Below are 16,575 nucleotides of genomic sequence, written 5' to 3'. Positions count from 1 at the left end.
CAACTCGACACATGTTTGTGATGTGTGTCGAGGGCTAATGGAGGCGTAAAGCGGGGAGAGGCAGATACCTGCGGATTCGCAAGTATCTGTGCGTGTGACAGTTTTAGATAAAACGCGCCGACATACCGTTAGTAATCGTTACGTTGCTTCCAGGCGTCATCCAGTACTTTGGATTTCTGTTCGAAAATCACTTTTTTATTTTCCAGGTCTTTTTCCGCTTGCACTTTATCGGATTGGTATTGCTTTAACTTTGCCTGCTCCTGTGCAACCAGGGCTTCCTGAGATTTGATTCTTTGCTCAAGGTCACTCAGTTTGCTCATGGCATCGCCCACAGCATCCCGTGCAGAAGCGGCATCTGTTTGTTCATTAAGAATATTGCGGGCAAACACTGGCTGGCTCAGTGTGGCGATTAGGAATAAAACAGAAAGGGACTGTAAACGCATGCGAGACTCCATAAAAACGTCATAACAAAATTTCAAAACGATTATAAAGCCAAAATGTCCTCGGGCTTAATATTCACTGGTCATTATCAACCGCAGATCATGCGTCATTAGTAAGCTGTAATCCCATTAGGTTCCTGCATTTGCAAAGAGCGGACATGACTCAGCCGTGCCACCGGCTGTCATGTCTCGTTATCAGGAACAATCATCATCCAGCCAATTTATTGATCTATCTCAATATGGATTTTTGTTGGTTAAGTTATTGTATATAAAAATAAAAGTTATGTTTTTTGTAAGACAAATTCTGACATGACTAACAGACAAAATGGATATCAGTCGGCAGGTTTTTTTGTCAGGTTTGACTGCTATCCAGTTGGGAGAAGGGTGTATTGACTCTCCATTATTAAATTAAATTGTCTCAATGACTCAGGGATAGAAAGCGATTGATTATGAAATTAAATTTGCCAGTGACGGCCACAGAAATCCAGTTTGATGATGCCCAGTTTATGTTGACGAGAACAGATCTCAAGGGTGTGATTACCTATGCCAACAAAGACTTTATTCAAGTCAGTGGCTTTAGTGAGTCTGAATTGGTCGGCAGCAGTCACAATATTGTGCGCCACCCGGATATGCCTGCGGCCGCTTTTGCCGATATGTGGCGCAGCTTGAAAGCCGGTAAGCCATGGACGGGCTTGGTGAAAAACCGCACCAAGCGTGGTGACTTTTATTGGGTAGTGGCTAATGCAACGCCAGTGACGGAAAACAACCAGGTCGTGGGTTACTTATCTGCGCGCAGAAAGCCGACACGCCAGCAAATCAGTGAAGCCTCCACCGCCTATCAATTGTTTAATACAGGCAAGGCTAAAGGTCTGGCGATTGTGGATGGCAAAGTGGTGAGCGTGTCCTTGGCGAATAAATTAAAAAACATATTGGGCGCCATCACTGTCAAACAGCGCTTAGTTGGTTTAGCTGCTATGGCTTTTGCATTGCTGGCTGTACAAGTAGGGCAGGATTTTACTCATCAATCCACTGCACTGTCTTTTGCCAGCCTGGGCTTGGCATTACCTGTCCTGCTAGGCTTGGCGATGATCATTGCTCGTTCAGTGACCCAGCCGCTGGCGCAAACACTCAGTGCGGTGAAAGAAATCACCATCGGCAACTACAGCACCTATATTGATGCGCAGGGTAGCAACGAGCTGAGTGAAGTATTGCAAGCACTGAAAAAGATGCAGACGTTGCTCAGTGTCAGCGAAAATGCCTTAAAAGAGTCTGCCATTGAAACCCGCGAGCAAGCCGCATTGTTTGAAAATCAATTGGCCGCGATTAACCGTTCTACCGGGTCAATAGAGTTTGACCTGGATGGCAAAATAACAGCCGTCAATGATATTTTCTTGTCGGTGTTGGGCTATACACGAAATGCGCTGGTTGGCATGTCGCATAGCCAGTTGGTTGAGCCAGCGTTTATCAGTAGTGGCGACTATCATGCCTTTTGGCAAAAGTTAACACGTGGCGAATCAGTCAGCGGTGAGTTTTTGCGTATCGGCCAGCATGGCAAGGAGATCTGGCTAGATGCAACCTATAGCCCCATTTTAGATGCAGATGGTAAGCCTTATAAAGTGGTGAAGTATGCTGCAGATATCACCGCGCAAAAGCTCAGGAATGCAGATTTTGAAGGCCAAATTACGGCGATTGGAAAATCACAGGGCGTGATTGAACTGGGCCTTGATGGCACGGTGCTTAAAGTGAACCAAACCTACCTGGATATGCTGGGTTATAGCGAACACGAGTTGCTTGGGCAACATGTTAGCAAGGTGCTGGAACCCAGCTTTGCCAGCAGTGAGGCTTATGCGGTTTTGTGGAACAAGCTTGTGCATGGCGGCTCTGACATGGGGCAATACAAACGTATCGCAAAGAGTGGCGATGAGGTGTGGATACAGGCGTCTTATAACCCGATTTACGACTTAAAAGGCAAGCCGTATAAGATTGTTAATTACACCATGGACATTACTGAATCCAAGTTGATTGCGGCGGATAATGCCGGTCAAATCTCTGGCATTCATAGAACCCAAGGTGTGATTTCGTTTGATCTTGACGGCACCATTATTTCGGCGAACGACTTATTTTTGCAATTATCTGGCTATGCTGAACATGAAATTCTAGGCAAAAATCACAGTATGTTTGTGGAGCGTGCTTATCGTTCCAGCCATGATTACAAGGCATTCTGGGATGCTTTGCGGCGCGGTGAGGCGCAGATGGGCCAAGTGAAGCGCATGAAGAAAAATGGCGTTAGCGTTTGGATGCAGGCCACTTACAACCCGGTTCTCGATATGAATGGTAAACCGTTTAAAGTGGTGAAATATGCGACAGATATCACTGCACAGCATGAAAATGCGCAGGCACTGGCCCGTGCGGTGCAAGAGACCAAAGCCATCATTGAAGGCGCCAAAGCTGGTGATTTGAGTAAGCGTGTGCCGCTAGAAGGTAAAACTGGAGACATTGCTGCTTTGTGTGAGGGCGTGAACGCGCTGATCGACAAAATGAGCGAAGTGATCTTGCAGGTACGCGAAGCGACCGTGACGATTAATACGGCGGCCGATGAAATCTCCGGCGGTAACAATGACCTTTCCAGCCGCACTGAGCAACAGGCATCCAGCCTGGAAGAAACTGCTGCCAGCATGGAGGAGTTAGCAACCACGGTGAAGCAGAATGCCGAGAATGCGAAGCAAGCCAATCAACTGGCAACGGCCGCCTCAGCGGTTGCCGTCAGGGGCGGTAGTGTGGTTGGTGAGGTGGTAACGACCATGAGTGCCATGAATGAAAGCGCCAAGCGCATTGAAGATATCACTTCTGTCATTGATGGCATCGCTTTCCAGACCAATATCCTGGCTTTGAATGCGGCCGTTGAAGCCGCCCGCGCAGGTGAGCAAGGCCGCGGATTCTCTGTCGTGGCCGCCGAGGTGCGCCATTTGGCCCAACGTTCAGCCGCTGCGGCCAAAGAAATTAAAGTGCTGATTGACGACTCTGTTGCTAAAACTGCAAAAGGCAGCCAATTGGTGGAAGAGGCCGGAAAGACGATTCAAGAGGTCGTCACTTCGGTGCAGCAGGTCACGGATATTATGACTGAAATTGCGGCAGCCTCAGTTGAGCAAAGTGCTGGCATTACCCAGGTCAACCAGGCCGTGATGACCATGGATGAGGTCACGCAACAAAATGCGGCATTGGTTGAACAAGCGGCGGCGGCATCGGAGTCACTGGTTGACCAGGCAGAAAGCCTGGTGCAGGCCGTCAGTGTGTTCAAACTGGTCAATGAAGAGAGTGCTGACAAGCGTTCAACTGTTAGCCATATTCATGCGCGTAGTAAGCAAGGGCTGCCAGTCAGTGTGGGCATGCCTCACTCAAGTGCGTTGCGTACAGGCACCGATGATGGTGAATGGGCGCAGTTTTAATATGTTTGATCTTTGAGGCAATAAAAAACCGCCGGATGCCGGCGGTTTTTTGTTCAGGCACATCTCAAAATTTGAGATGAATCCTGATTATTTGTTCATGACGTACATTGTCACTTCAAAGCCAAAACGCATTTCAGTAGCAGCTGGTTTAGTCCACATGATAGTCTCCTTTAGTTGTTTGGTAGTACATCGTGCTTGATGTACTTGTATGACTGTCACTATACGCCGGTGTTTCAAAACCACCCTGAAGCGAATCCGTAAAAGCAGCTCATGATTTTACGTAGTTTGAATCCTCTTTTTCAGCTATTTATTCGTATTTTCAAACACAGGCATGTTGCCAAACGACTCAGTCGTAAACTGTTTTTCTGCAAACAGGTAAGGATAGGCCTCATGCCGTAACTGCGTGTGGAAGGCCGTGATGCGTTGTCTATGTGCCAGTAAATCCGAGACATTGCTGTGCGCGATGTTTTCCAGGCTGCGTTGGACCCATACTGCCGGTAAAAAATAGCCTAGCATGCCGGTCAACTGGTCGCGTTGCATCAGTGTCTGTTCGCGTGCCGCAACTTGTGGCGCCAGCTTCACATCGGCCATATGTTGAAATGCGTAATACCATTTCCAGTGAAAGCGGCCGGTGACTGGCGCGGTGTCCTGCCATTGCGGATACAGTGCATAAAACGGGGTCAGCGTGTCGGTTTTGGGTAAGTCCCAGGCGCTATGCACGGCCTGCCGGTGTTGCAAAGCAATCTGGCTGCCATCTTGTACCGGGTAGCGGTGGTGTAACCACAGCTGCGCCAGGTTAGGTAACACGATACAGGACAATAACCAGAGGCTGGTTAAAGCGAGTGCGTTCAAATTGGCATCCAGCGCACGCGTCCGCAGGCTGAATGCTGCATATAGCCCTGTCCACAGCAGGGTATATAACAGCGTGATCATCAGCACCTGCAGCAGCGGGGTCAGCGAAAAACCGTGTATGGTCGTAAATCCAATGACTGGCAGCGAGAAAGTTAATGCAATCAACAGCCAGCGGGACACCACACGTTGCCACCAGAAGCGGGTGGGCTGGGCGCTTAGGCTTTGTAAAAACAGCAGCCGTTGTGCTTGGTGCTCACTGGCTTTGAGGTCATGCAACAGTACGATACAGACTAGAGGCGCAAAAAACACTAACCAGAAAGCATAATCGAACCCACCAAGCATGACATATTCAGGATGATGCGATTCGCCATCGTAAAGCTGCCCCTGCAAACCCAACAGGCGTATGCGTTGCAGATAAGGCGTCACCAGCCAGTTACCCAGCGCGATAAAGCTCCATTCGCCAGGCGTGTGGTAAACATTATGGAACACGTAATAGCCAACTTCTCCTACATCTAGTGAATCATGTTGGTTGTGCTGCTTGAGGTAATCCTGCTTGCGCAGGATTTCTTGCTGTTTGGCGTGACCGATTTGTGCCTGTATATGGCTGATATTCTGCCAGCCATTAAACAGACTAAAGCCGGTCAGTAACAGGTTCAGCAACAGCAGTATCAATATGCTGCGTTGCTTGAGTAATAAAATGAGTTCTTGTTTCATGTGCGTTTTGCAACCTTTATCAGCAGTACGCCCGGGATCAATAGCCAGCCCAGCAAGACCAGCAGCGCTGCTTCAACACTGTGGCGGCTCACTGAAACTGGTGCCAGGGTGACGACGGGGCGCGGGGCTTTTTTCCAGAAGTCGGCAGACACGCGTGTGTCGTGATCGTGGTGCTGGTCGACCTTCATGGTATGGATTTGATTCAGGTATTGAATCAATTGATAGCGGCGGCTTTCTGCTTGCCGGATGAACGCCTGGTGATGCGCCAGGTCATTGCCGCTACTGGCCATCTGCACGTATTGCAATGCCAGTGCCGGTGTCAGCCATAGCCAATGCCGGATGCTGATGTTTTGTCTGTTCAGTTGTGCATTATGCAGGGCTTGCTGTTCGCGGTAGACGTCAGTGGTCAGGCGCTCCCCTTCCTGCATCAGCAGGCCTTTATAGTTAACCGGCAAATCTTCAACGCTTGTGACCTGGTATTTTTTGAGGATACCTGCTTTAAATGCCGCAAAATGCGGGTCGTCCGGGTTATGGCTGTCGCCCAAGGTCTTCAGTTTGATTTCTGCGTGATGCTCAGCCTCTGTACGCGGCTGGGTCGGGTAGGTCATCTGCGCCAGGTTGGCTAATCCGCGCGGGAAAATAATGCAGATGCATACCCAGCACAGCAGCAGCGTCAGCAAGGCGCCATGCAGTTGCTTGCTAAACCAGGAAACCGCAAGCACCAGCAGGCACCAGCCTGCAATGTACATGGCCTGCGCCAATAGCATCAGTGATAACCGTAACAAAACCTGGTCACTGCCCCAGCTCCAGGCCAGTGTCAGGGAAGCTTGCAGGCAAAGCAGGGTGAAAAATGGCAGGAATAGTGCCAGCCACTTCCCCGTTGCGATCGCCCAGACAGGCGTACCATTGCCGCGCATAAAAGCCAAAATGCCGGTCATTTTTTCTGCGGTGATGGTGGCATAAGCAATCATGATCAAAAACAGCGGCATCCACCATTGCACGATCATGGCGGGCGTAATGAGCGGGAAACGGCCTAGGCTGGTCGCCTCAGTGGCCGGATTAAAATTGGCGCTGTTCAACCTGTGCGCTTCCAGGTAAACCAGGTGCCCCGATTGATCGATGATACCAGGTTCAATGACGCTGAGCGGGTGCAACGGCTTGGCCACAAAATCACCAAAATGGGATACCCGGTGCGGATGGCGATCGGGTTGCGATTGCCAGTCCTGCTGGCTGCGTTGTGTGACTTCTGCCACTGTATTGGCGTGGTCTTGCCAGTGGTGATGGGCGGCGAGGGCGGCAATCGCCCACAGCACGACTAATACCAGCATCAACAGGGCCGGAATACGCGCATGCCATAAACGGCGCCATTCGTTGATGGCGATTTTCCAGACAAGTGAAGTCATGCCTGCCCCTGATACAGTCGTTTGAGGCTCTCCAAGGTCAGTGACGATTGGTCTATGGTCACTGGCTGTAATTGCCCGTTTGCCAGCATCAGCAAGCGATCTGAAAACGCCATCGCCGATAATACGTCATGTGTCACCACCAGTATGCCCATGCCGCGTGCTTTGCACTGCACAATCAACAGGTTCAACTCTTCGGTCGCCTGCGGATCCAGCCCTGAGTTTGGTTCATCCAGCAGTAAAAGTTTGGCCTGTTTTGCCAGTGCAAATGCCAGCATCACTTTTTGTTTCATGCCTTTGGAATACTCACTGCAAGGCCGTTGCCAGGCATGCTCAGGCAACCCTGCCATGGTTAAACAGCTCGTGATATCCGCTGGCTGGCTGATCGCGCCCAGACTCAGGAAATAACGGATATTTTCAATCGCAGACAGGTGACCGTAAACCGCCGGTTGCTCAGGCACGTAAGCCAATTGCGACAGCGCCTGGTGGCGTGACTGCTCAAGGTTCACGCCAGCAATTTGAATCGTGCCGGTTTGATGCGCCGCAGTGTGCAAGCCGAGTATGCTTTTGAGCAGGGTAGATTTCCCTGCACCGTTGCTGCCAAGTACCGAGACGACTTCCCCCGCAGGTAAACTGAAATCAAGCTGTTTCAAAATTTCACGCCCGGCAAAACGCAGGCTGAGTTGTTGGATGGATAATAATGCGGTCATTTGAAATCCACTGTTGCGGTGAGCATGAAGTTGCGACCAGCGCCGGGAGCAAAGTTGACGCCTGCTGGGTTGCCATTGGAATTGAAGTCGTATACATACTCATAATATTTGTCGAAAATATTGTTGGCCAGCAAACTGACTCGTCCCCAATGGGTTTTGTAATCAATATTCGCGCTAGTCAGTGTGTAGGCGCCGTATTTGCCACCCAAGTTGCTTTCATTGATGTAATAAGCCCCTTGCCGGTCGATATGAATACGCGCAATCCAGTCGGAGTCAGGGGTGAATTGCAGACCCAGTGAAGCCGTGTGGTCAGGAATGCCGCGTATGTTATGCCCTTTAAACTCTGGGTTTTGCGGATTGGGCTCTTCAATTTTGGCATACACCTTAGAAACATTGCCCCAGAAGCTGAAGTAGTCATTCAATCTGTAATCAAAACTGGCATCCAGGCCTTGCCGGAGTGTCTCGCCTAAAGGGCGACGGAAGTTATCAATATTGATGAACTCATGCTTGGCTTTCTGCTGCCAGTAGGAAGTTCGTGTATTGAGCGCACTGCTCCAGCCACTTTTAAGGCCAATTTCCCAGCCATCATTCACAGCGACATCTATTGGGATTCTTGCGCCACTATTAGCATCGAACTGGTTCAAGTTGATCCCCGTCGGCGTTTGGAAGCTGCGACCTGCATTGCCAAACAGGGTGTGCTGTGCGTTCAGATTGGCAAACGCATTGAGTTTGGGTTGCACAATCGTCGGTGAGTCGTACAAGTCGGTATTGATTTGCCTGGCCGGAATCAGGTTTGTACCAATGATGATAGGCGCATTCGCTGTTGCATCCAGCCGATCCGCGCGCAGGGCAAAGTTCCAGCGTAGCCATTCAAGCGGTGTATTTTCCAATTTGGCATAGATGCCTTGTGCGGTAAAGTCGTAATCCGCTTTGATACGAATGACATTGACACCTACCGCATTTACCCTTTGATTAAACTGGCTGACTTCCTGATGCTCAATATCATAGCCCGTCTCAACAGCCCACTGCGGATTGATTTTCCAGTTTAGTTTTGCAATCAGCCCTGTTGATGTTTGATCATCCAGCCTGTGTTCGACATTCGGCGAACCCACAAAACGCACATCCCGTTCACGGTCAAAATTCTGCCAGTAAGTCTTCAGGCTCACATCCAGGTCATTATTGAAAAAATAGTCATAATGCAGGCTCAGGTGTTTGAATTCCTTTTCCCCCCTGTCATTGAGTGCATTAGGCGCGACGCCGGTTGGATTGGCGCGGGCCTGTGCTTTAGGCATGTAGCCAGGGGCCTCTGGCGAGTTATATTTGCCGTATTTAGCACTCAGCGCCAGCGTAGATTGGTCAAAGTCCAATTGCCAGCGGCCGGATAACGCAATTTTTTCATTTTCGGTATGGTCGCGGAAGCCGTTGCCCTTGCGGTAGCCAATTGCATAGTTCTGGGTGAAATTGTCTTGCTTGTCACCAAAATAGCCCTGCATTTCACGGGTATTAAAGCTGCCATAACCGAATTGCAACTGCTTGCCAGCATCTTTACGCGTTTCCACTTTGTAATTCCCGGCAGTCGCAAACAAACCTGTGCTGGCATCACTGGTGCCCTTAAAGACTTGAATGCTCTGAATGTTGGTCGGGAACAGATAATCCAGCTCACTCAAGCCGGAAAACAGGTTGGAAGGAATACCATCAACCAGCAATTTGGCATTGGGTGTCTCGCCATCACCACTAAAGCCGCGAATGGAAATTTCTGTATTCACAATGCCCTGGCTGTAGCGTGACAGTACGACGCCAGGCGTTTTGTTAAAAAGTTCCAGCGTGTCGGTCACATGTTCGTATTCAAGTTCTTGCCTGGTAATGACATCTACCGAACCAGCCAAGCCTTTATCCACGGATGAGATTTGCGCCTGATTGCCGATGACGACTACGCTATCTAACTCTACAGGGGCTTCATCATCCGTGAATGTTTTTCGTTGCTTGCTAGCTTCATTTTCTTTCTCTTGCTCCCTGGCTTCTTCAGCGTAGCCAGGCATAGGCAGCAATATCAGCGCCATGAAACTGGCAATGGTTTTTTTATGCATGATGCGTTTCTTCCCTGTGAGTATGCATGTATCCAGCCAGTGTGAACTGGATGTGTTTTTTACCGTTTAGATTATTTCATTTAGGTTGAGTATATCTGGCTTGTTTTGAAAAGCGTCCGCTTCACATCGATAAAAAACACCCGGTAGACAGTGTGTCACTTTTGCTTTACCTCACCTCTCGTACATGATCGTTTGGCGATATACGACCAGGCACTTTGATGCCTGGCCTGATTCGATTTCAAACGGTTGCTTCAATCTGCTCGTCTTGTATATTGGGCGCCCATGCCGGAAATGGATCCGGCAATTGCCGCCACTGCTGTATGCCAAGCGCAATCTCTGCCTCGGTCAACAAGCAGGCCTCAAACTGCCTGGTGAGCGCCGCTTTATCCATCCCCATGCCGATAACCACCAGTTCTTGCTGGCGGTCACCATAAGGGGCCTGCATGCGCGAGTGGATGTGTTGCAGACTTTCCTCATCTTGTGGCCAGTATTCCTGCGGTGTGGCGCTCCACCACATGCCCGCCAGTTCTGTGCGGGTGACCGCGCCTGCTTGCGACCAGGTGGCGCAGAACTCTGGCCGTGAGGCGATCCAGTAACGGCCTTTGGAGCGGACGACGCCAGGCCATTCTTGATTGAACCACTGCCACAAACGCTGTGGATGAAACGGTTTGCGGGCGCGGTAAACAAAGCTGGAGATGCCGTACTCTTCACTTTCCGGCACATGCTCGCCACGTAGCTCTTGCAGCCAGCCCGGGGCTTCGGCCGCCTGGTCAAAGTCGAACAAGCCGGTATGCATGATGCGATTTAGTGGCACTTTGCCAAAGCTGCTGTGTATGATTTGCGCGCGTGGATTGAGCGTTTTGAGGATGCCTTCCAGCCTGGAGACTTCTTCCAGGGTTAACAGGTCAGTTTTATTCAGCACTAACACGTCGCAAAACTCGATTTGTTCAACCAGCAGGTCAACCACCGTGCGTTCATCTTCTTCGCCCAGCGAGAGGCCGCGGTCGCCCAGCATATCTTGCGAGCCATAGTCTTGGAGAAAGTTATAACCATCAACTACGGTGACCATGGTGTCCAATTCGGCGACATCTGCCAGCGAGACGCCGTCTTCGTCTGCAAAGGTAAAGGTTTCTGCAATAGGCAATGGTTCGGAAATACCGGTGGTTTCAATCAACAGGTAATCAAAGCGGTTTTCTTTGGCCAGCCGCGTGATTTCAATCAGCAGGTCTTCGCGCAAGGTGCAGCAAATGCAGCCATTGCTCATCTCAACCAGTTTTTCTTCCTGGCGTGACAAGGCTGCGCCGCCATCACGCAGCAGTTGTGCATCGATATTTACCTCGGACATATCGTTGACAATCACTGCGACGCGCTTGCCTTCGCGGTTATTGAGAATATGGTTGAGCAGGGTGGTTTTACCTGCGCCCAGAAAGCCGGAAAGTACCGTGACTGGCAGTTTTTTCATAGGTCATCCTTTAGTGGTTAAATTGCCGTTCGCGGCGTTCGTGCCGCTCCTGTGCTTCCAGGCACAACTTGGTGGTTGGCCTGGCTAATAGTCTGGCGAGGCCGATTGGCTCCCCGGTGTCTTCGCAATAGCCATAGCTGCCATCCTGGATGCGGCGCAAAGCTGATTGAATGGTTTTTAAATGTTTGCGTTCGCGGTCCCGCGTGCGCAGTTCAAGGCTGTGTGTTTCCTCTTGCGTAGCGCGATCGGCCGGGTCTGGTGTTTCTTGCTGATCTGAGAGATGTTCACTGGTCTGGCGCATATTGTCTTGCAAGGCTTGAAGCTGTGCCTGCAGCAACTGCCGAAAGAAGGCCAGTTGCGCTTCGTTCATATAAGCGTCTGCCGGCATCGCTAATAATTGTGCGTGAGTAACCATTTAAGCAACTTTGTTGCAATGCAATAAAGTTGCATTTTAAAAGGTGTTGGTGTTATTTGCAACTAAGTTGCAAAAATGTTGGATAGTAATCGAGTAGTAACAGAAAGTCGCGCGGCTATTTTATTGTAGTCAGTCTTGGGCCGACGCTTGTTGGCATTGTGGGCAGAGGCCCTTGAGGCTGATTTCGATGTGAGATATTTGGTAGGTGTCGAAAATAGCTTGCGGAATATGCGCAGCCAATTCATGAATGCAAAGGACTGTGCCACAGCGCTGGCATTGCAAATGGGCATGGCCGTGATTGCTTAACAAACCGCTGCTTACGCTGGTATCTGTGGCTTTGTAACTGCGTTTAGGGGCGTTCAGTTGAAATTTCCAGGCGCGGTCATCGGTGGATATTTTATGGATGAGGGCATGCTCCTGTAACCAGTCAAGCACCCGGTATACCGTTACCCGGTCAATTTCCTTGACGCCTTGCAGCGTGGTTAAAATATCGGTATGACTGAGTGCCGTATGCGAGTTGAGCAGGGTGTTCAACACGGCTAGCCGCGCTTTGGTTGAGCGCAGGCCCGCATCGGTGATGAGTTGTTCGGCAGTTTGCATGGCCAAAATTATGAACTACACGACAACATCGAGCAACCGGCCTTTTGTCTGGCCCAGTCCGGGCGTTTTTGCGCGAAGGCCTCCATGCCGGCTTGTTCGGTATATGGATGACGCAATACTTGCAATAATGTCAGCAAGCGGCTGTTGTCACCTTGGGTCGCCAGGTCAATCGCTTCTTGCGCCAAGTAGTTTCGCAACACATACATCGGGTTCGCCGCCGCCATTTTTTGTAAACGTTGCTCAGGGGTTAATGTCGATTGTTGTATGCGCAGGCTGTAGTTATGCAACCAGGCCTGGATATCGGCGCCAAATTGTTGCTGCCCTGACTCAGTATAAAAAGTATCTGCCAGTGTTGCCAGTTGTGGCTGCGCCATATCCAGCTTCGCCAGTCGTGTGAAAAATAGCGTTTGGTCGACTTCCGCGCGTTGCATCAACTCAAAAATATGGTTAATCAGCTCGCCATCGCCGTCTTGCCAGTGATCAAAGCCAAACTTGTCAGCCAGGCTTGATGTGAGGGCGCGTATATAGGCCTGATCGTAAGTGGTCAGGCCATCCGCCAGGCCTTGCGTCTCTGGCAGTAAGGTGCCGAGCGCTTCGGCCAACCGTTCCAGGTTCCAGCGCGCTATATCCGGTTGGCGGCCAAAACAATAGCGGCGGCCTTGTGCATCGGTGGTATTCGGCGTCCAGCCCGGGTCAAAGTTATCCACCCAGCCATACGGGCCATAATCAATGGTCAGGCCGAGAATGGACATATTGTCGGTATTCATCACACCATGCACAAAACCCACGCGCATCCAGTGCGCGATCATGATGGCTGTGCGTGAGCAGACTTCTTCAAACCATGCTTCTATCAAGGCAGGTGCAGGATCATTCACGTCTAACGCGAGGCCGGTAGATGGCCACCAATCGGCAAAGTCGCGGTCCAGCGTAAAGCCGATCAGGCGTTTCAGCAACGGTAACTCGTTGCGGCTGGCCAGGATTTCAAAATGGCCAAAACGCGTAAATGAAGGTGCGACACGGCAGACAATCGCACCTGGTTCCAGTTGCGGGTTACCGTTGTAAAACATATCCCGTACCACCTGGTTGCCGGTAGTGACCAGGCTTAACGCTCGTGTGGTTGGTACCCCCAGATGATGCATGGCTTCCGAGCATAAAAATTCGCGCAAGCTGGAGCGGAGTACTGCCCGGCCATCGGCTGAGCGGGAGTAGGGTGTTTCACCTGCACCTTTGAGCTGTAGCTCATAGCGTTTGCCCGCGTGAACCAATTCCCCCAGGTAAATGGCGCGGCCATCCCCCAGTTGCCCGGCCCAATGCCCGAATTGATGGCCGCCATAGCGGGTGGCATAGGTAAACATGCCATCTAGCGCGCCATTGCCGCCTAATGTCTGGATCAGGTCGCGGTCTTGCATGTCTTCAGCCGATAGCCCAAGCAGTTGGGCGACTTCAGCGCTATAAGCAAGCAATTGTGGGTTTTTTACAGGTGTCGGCTGCACAGGTGACCATAAACAGTCACTGACCTGCCTGGTATAGTTGTCTGAGATCGGGTCGCCGGGCAGTTCCCGGGTAAAACGGTTGTCAAAGTTCAGGGGCTTCATCATGCTATTTTAGTCATTATCCATGGCTAAAGTTCAGTGCCTGCCAAAAAACTCTGCGCTTCTCGGGTAAAATAGCGTTTTAATACGCGCAAGTGTGATTTCCACACGTTTAATTTCCCCACATGAATGTTTTTTACGAAGAAGACGGTGGCTTTAAGGTCGCTTCCATCATGTCTGAGGCCGATAGCAGCATGCAAGTCGAGGCCAGCACCGGCAAACGCAGCAAAATTAAAACCGCCAATGTATTGATGCGGTTTGACGGCGGTTTGTCAGGCTTTCTCGAAGCGGCGCAGGCTGAGTCCGACACCCTGGATACCGACTTTTTATGGGAATGCTGTGGTGAGCCAGAGTTTGCTTTCGAGGACCTGGCGCAAGAATATTACGGTGGCAAACCGAGTCGCCAGCAAGCGGCAGCGATTGCGCTTAAGTTGCACGCGGCGCCCATGTATTTTTACCGCAAAGGCAAGGGCCGCTATAAAGCAGCGCCGGAAGATACGTTGAAAGCCGCTTTGGCTGGCCTGGAAAAGAAGCGTCAACAAGCCGAATTCATGGCGCAGATGGTGGCGCAGCTGAAGGCGCAAGCTTTACCTGAAAGCTTTGCGACTAAATTGGATGCATTGTTATATGCGCCCGATAAAAACAGCCTGGAGTGGAAAGCGCTGGAGCAGGCAGCGGCTGAGCTAAAACAATTGCCAGTACAAGTCTTGCACGCAGCAGGCGCTATTGTCTCAGTACATGATTACCACCTCGGGGCATTTTTACGTGAGTATTTTGCCCATGGCGCCGAGTTTCCGGCATTTTCGCTGGCAGACATACCTGATGAATTGCCGTTGTCGGCAGTACAGGCGTTTAGTATTGATGACAGCACCACGACAGAAATTGATGATGCCTTATCCGTGACACCGTTAAGCAACGGCAATACGCAAGTTGGTATTCATATTGCCGCACCTGCATTAGGTGTGGCGCCACACGAGGCACTGGATAATGAGGTGATGAAACGGTTGTCTACGGTCTATATGCCCGGACACAAAATTACCATGTTGCCGGAAGTCGCAATTCGGCCATTCAGCCTGGATGCAGGTGAAACCAAGCCTGCCTTATCGCTCTATCTGGAGGTGGCGCCTGACTTTAGCATTGTGCACCAGCATAGCTGTCTGGAGCGCGTACAGATTGCAGAAAACCTGCGGCATGACACGTTGGAACCTTATTTCAATGAAACCACTCTGGCGCAAGATAGCGGTCATCCGCTGTGGTCGTCGCTGGTGTTTTTGTTCCATTTTGCCGAGAGCCTGGAAAAGGCGCGTGGCAAATATGACCCGACCCGGCCACAGCCAGTGGATTACAATTTTTACGTGACGGATGGCATCGTTGATATTGTGAATCGTCAGCGCGGCTCGCCCATGGATAAACTGGTCGCTGAGTTGATGATTGCGGCCAATAGCCAATGGGGCTTGTTGCTGGCCGAGCACGATGTGCCTGGCATTTACCGTGCGCAAAACGGCGGTAAAGTGTATATGACCACCAAGGCCGAAGGTCACCAAGGGCTGGGCGTGGCACAATATGCCTGGTGTACCTCGCCTTTACGCCGTGCGGTGGATTTGATTAACCAGCGGCAATTGATCAGTGTCTTGACCCTGCAAGCGCCGGTCTACGCAGCCCATGGCGATGAGATTGTCGGCCATATGCGTAATTTTGATCAAACCTACAATGCCTATAATGAGTTTCAGACGCGCATGGAGCGCTACTGGTGCCTGCAATACCTGATTCAGGAAGGCATCACTGAAATAGATGCCACGGTGTGGCGCGAAAATCTGGTGCGCCTGGAACGTTTGCCTTATATGACCAAGGTGCACAGTTTGCCGGCGACCAAGCCGGGCAGTAAAGTACGGCTGGCGATACAGAAAATAGATACTTTACTCATGGAGCTGGAATGCAAGTTTCTGGGCGTGATCGAAGAGGTGAGTTCCTCTGCTGGTGATGACGTGGCTGCCAGTGACGAAGCAATTGACCTTGAAGTAACGGCCACAGATGATGCCCAGCCTGACGTGACGGAAAGTGCATAATGTTTAAATTTAACCGCAAAATCCATAAGGCTGTGTCTGACTTTGAGATGGTAGAAGTCACCGAGACAGACGGCGTGCGCTCCATGCATCTGGGTTCGCCGACGATACAGAGCAGCATGAAGGTTAAAGACCCTTACGCGCTGGTATTGGCTTATTCATGGGGCGTGCTGAGCAGCCTGTTATTCAAGCCGGATAGCCGTCAATTGACCTTAGTCGGCCTGGGTGGTGGCTCCATTGCCAAATACGTGTGGCAATATTGCCCGCAGATTCAGCAAACCGTGATCGAACTCAATCCGCAGGTGATCCAGGTCGCCCGCAGCCATTTCTTTGTGCCAGATGATGACGAGCGCTTGCAGATTATTGAAGGCGATGGCATTGCCCATATCCAGCAGCATCCGGGTGCCTGTGACTGGCTGATGATGGATGCTTTTGGCAGCAATGGCTTGCCACCAGACTTTTGTACCCAGTCATTCTTTGATGACTGTGCAGACGCGCTGACGCCAGATGGCTTGTTTACCATTAACCTGTGGGGTTCGGACAAAAAGTTTGATATCTATATGCAGCGCATGGAGCAAACCTTTGAGCAACGCGTACTCATGATGCCGACGGGCAAACCCGGCAATATCATCGTATTTGGTTTTAAATCCGCTTTGGCCATGCCAGACCTGGCCACCTTGCGCAAACGCGCGCAGGAGGCCATGCAAACCCACAATATCAATTTTCTCGACCTGATAGACCGCCTGCAAGGCGCGAATCCTAACAACGGTAAGGAGTTCACCCTCGGTGGCTAA

The 16,575-nt window shown here is 50.9% G+C and carries 13 protein-coding genes; 3 read left to right on the top strand and 10 right to left on the bottom strand.

Annotation, left to right across the window (positions count from 1 at the left end; all coding sequences use genetic code 11):
• Nucleotides 1-128: 128 nt before the first annotated feature.
• Entirely contained in the window at nt 129-443 is a 315-nt protein-coding gene (locus MET42_RS0108555) for a hypothetical protein (RefSeq protein ID WP_019882501.1), read from the bottom strand.
• A 446-nt stretch (nt 444-889) separates the two neighbouring features.
• On the opposite strand from MET42_RS0108555, the gene MET42_RS0108550 reads away from it, so the two are divergent.
• Nucleotides 890-3,886: a PAS domain S-box protein gene (locus MET42_RS0108550; protein WP_019882500.1), complete on the top strand. Its 2,997-nt coding sequence runs from the start codon at nt 890-892 to the stop codon at nt 3,884-3,886.
• Nucleotides 3,887-3,973: 87 nt separating this feature from the next.
• Here MET42_RS0108550 and pqqA read toward each other — a convergent pair whose 3' ends face one another.
• From pqqA to MET42_RS0108510, 9 genes are all read right to left on the bottom strand, one after another.
• Nucleotides 3,974-4,045 carry a pyrroloquinoline quinone precursor peptide PqqA gene (gene pqqA, locus MET42_RS14780; protein WP_081624291.1) on the bottom strand — a complete coding sequence of 24 codons (72 nt, stop codon included), beginning with the start codon at nt 4,043-4,045 and terminating at the stop codon, nt 3,974-3,976.
• Nucleotides 4,046-4,189: 144 nt separating this feature from the next.
• Nucleotides 4,190-5,452: a DUF3526 domain-containing protein gene (locus MET42_RS0108545; protein WP_019882499.1), complete on the bottom strand. Its 1,263-nt coding sequence runs from the start codon at nt 5,450-5,452 to the stop codon at nt 4,190-4,192.
• Complete coding sequence (locus tag MET42_RS0108540) at nt 5,449-6,855, bottom strand: DUF3526 domain-containing protein (RefSeq protein WP_019882498.1); 1,407 nt, start codon at nt 6,853-6,855, stop codon at nt 5,449-5,451. Before MET42_RS0108540 ends, MET42_RS0108545 begins: the two co-directional genes overlap by 4 nt.
• Nucleotides 6,852-7,562: an ABC transporter ATP-binding protein gene (locus MET42_RS0108535; protein ID WP_019882497.1), complete on the bottom strand. Its 711-nt coding sequence runs from the start codon at nt 7,560-7,562 to the stop codon at nt 6,852-6,854. The genes MET42_RS0108540 and MET42_RS0108535 overlap by 4 nt, the downstream gene beginning before the upstream one ends.
• Nucleotides 7,559-9,649: a TonB-dependent receptor gene (locus MET42_RS0108530; RefSeq protein WP_019882496.1), complete on the bottom strand. Its 2,091-nt coding sequence runs from the start codon at nt 9,647-9,649 to the stop codon at nt 7,559-7,561. Before MET42_RS0108530 ends, MET42_RS0108535 begins: the two co-directional genes overlap by 4 nt.
• Nucleotides 9,650-9,887: 238 nt before the next feature.
• The gene (zigA, locus tag MET42_RS0108525; protein ID WP_019882495.1) at nt 9,888-11,111 is read right to left on the bottom strand and encodes a zinc metallochaperone GTPase ZigA; all 1,224 of its coding nucleotides are present in this window, start codon (nt 11,109-11,111) and stop codon (nt 9,888-9,890) included.
• 10 nt (nt 11,112-11,121) lie between these two features.
• Nucleotides 11,122-11,526, bottom strand: a complete 405-nt coding sequence (gene dksA / locus MET42_RS0108520; protein WP_019882494.1) for an RNA polymerase-binding protein DksA — start codon at nt 11,524-11,526, stop codon at nt 11,122-11,124.
• Between the two features lie 129 nt (nt 11,527-11,655).
• Nucleotides 11,656-12,126: a Fur family transcriptional regulator gene (locus tag MET42_RS0108515; RefSeq protein ID WP_232411410.1), complete on the bottom strand. Its 471-nt coding sequence runs from the start codon at nt 12,124-12,126 to the stop codon at nt 11,656-11,658.
• An 8-nt stretch (nt 12,127-12,134) separates the two neighbouring features.
• On the bottom strand, nt 12,135-13,724 hold the full coding sequence (locus MET42_RS0108510; RefSeq protein ID WP_019882492.1) for a YdiU family protein: 1,590 nt from the start codon (nt 13,722-13,724) through the stop codon (nt 12,135-12,137).
• A 119-nt stretch (nt 13,725-13,843) separates the two neighbouring features.
• Here MET42_RS0108510 and MET42_RS0108505 point away from each other — a divergent pair, with 119 nt between their 5' ends.
• Both MET42_RS0108505 and MET42_RS0108500 read left to right on the top strand, forming a co-directional pair.
• Nucleotides 13,844-15,784: a ribonuclease catalytic domain-containing protein gene (locus tag MET42_RS0108505; RefSeq protein ID WP_019882491.1), complete on the top strand. Its 1,941-nt coding sequence runs from the start codon at nt 13,844-13,846 to the stop codon at nt 15,782-15,784.
• The gene (locus MET42_RS0108500) at nt 15,784-16,575 is read left to right on the top strand and encodes a polyamine aminopropyltransferase (RefSeq protein ID WP_019882490.1); all 792 of its coding nucleotides are present in this window, start codon (nt 15,784-15,786) and stop codon (nt 16,573-16,575) included. The genes MET42_RS0108505 and MET42_RS0108500 overlap by 1 nt, the downstream gene beginning before the upstream one ends.

The organism is Methylophilus sp. 42 (genome assembly GCF_000384155.1).
Taxonomy (GTDB): Bacteria; Pseudomonadota; Gammaproteobacteria; order Burkholderiales; family Methylophilaceae; genus Methylophilus.
This window is presented reverse-complemented; position numbering and strand designations above follow the sequence as displayed.

Coding starts and splice junctions, on each gene's coding strand:
- MET42_RS0108555 (WP_019882501.1), bottom strand. CDS start 443: ATGCGTTTACAGTCCCTTTCTGTTTTATTCCTAATCGCCACACTGAGC.
- MET42_RS0108550 (WP_019882500.1), top strand. CDS start 890: ATGAAATTAAATTTGCCAGTGACGGCCACAGAAATCCAGTTTGATGAT.
- MET42_RS0108545 (WP_019882499.1), bottom strand. CDS start 5,452: ATGAAACAAGAACTCATTTTATTACTCAAGCAACGCAGCATATTGATA.
- MET42_RS0108540 (WP_019882498.1), bottom strand. CDS start 6,855: ATGACTTCACTTGTCTGGAAAATCGCCATCAACGAATGGCGCCGTTTA.
- MET42_RS0108535 (WP_019882497.1), bottom strand. CDS start 7,562: ATGACCGCATTATTATCCATCCAACAACTCAGCCTGCGTTTTGCCGGG.
- MET42_RS0108530 (WP_019882496.1), bottom strand. CDS start 9,649: ATGCATAAAAAAACCATTGCCAGTTTCATGGCGCTGATATTGCTGCCT.
- zigA (WP_019882495.1), bottom strand. CDS start 11,111: ATGAAAAAACTGCCAGTCACGGTACTTTCCGGCTTTCTGGGCGCAGGT.
- dksA (WP_019882494.1), bottom strand. CDS start 11,526: ATGGTTACTCACGCACAATTATTAGCGATGCCGGCAGACGCTTATATG.
- MET42_RS0108515 (WP_232411410.1), bottom strand. CDS start 12,126: ATGCAAACTGCCGAACAACTCATCACCGATGCGGGCCTGCGCTCAACC.
- MET42_RS0108510 (WP_019882492.1), bottom strand. CDS start 13,724: ATGATGAAGCCCCTGAACTTTGACAACCGTTTTACCCGGGAACTGCCC.
- MET42_RS0108505 (WP_019882491.1), top strand. CDS start 13,844: ATGAATGTTTTTTACGAAGAAGACGGTGGCTTTAAGGTCGCTTCCATC.
- MET42_RS0108500 (WP_019882490.1), top strand. CDS start 15,784: ATGTTTAAATTTAACCGCAAAATCCATAAGGCTGTGTCTGACTTTGAG.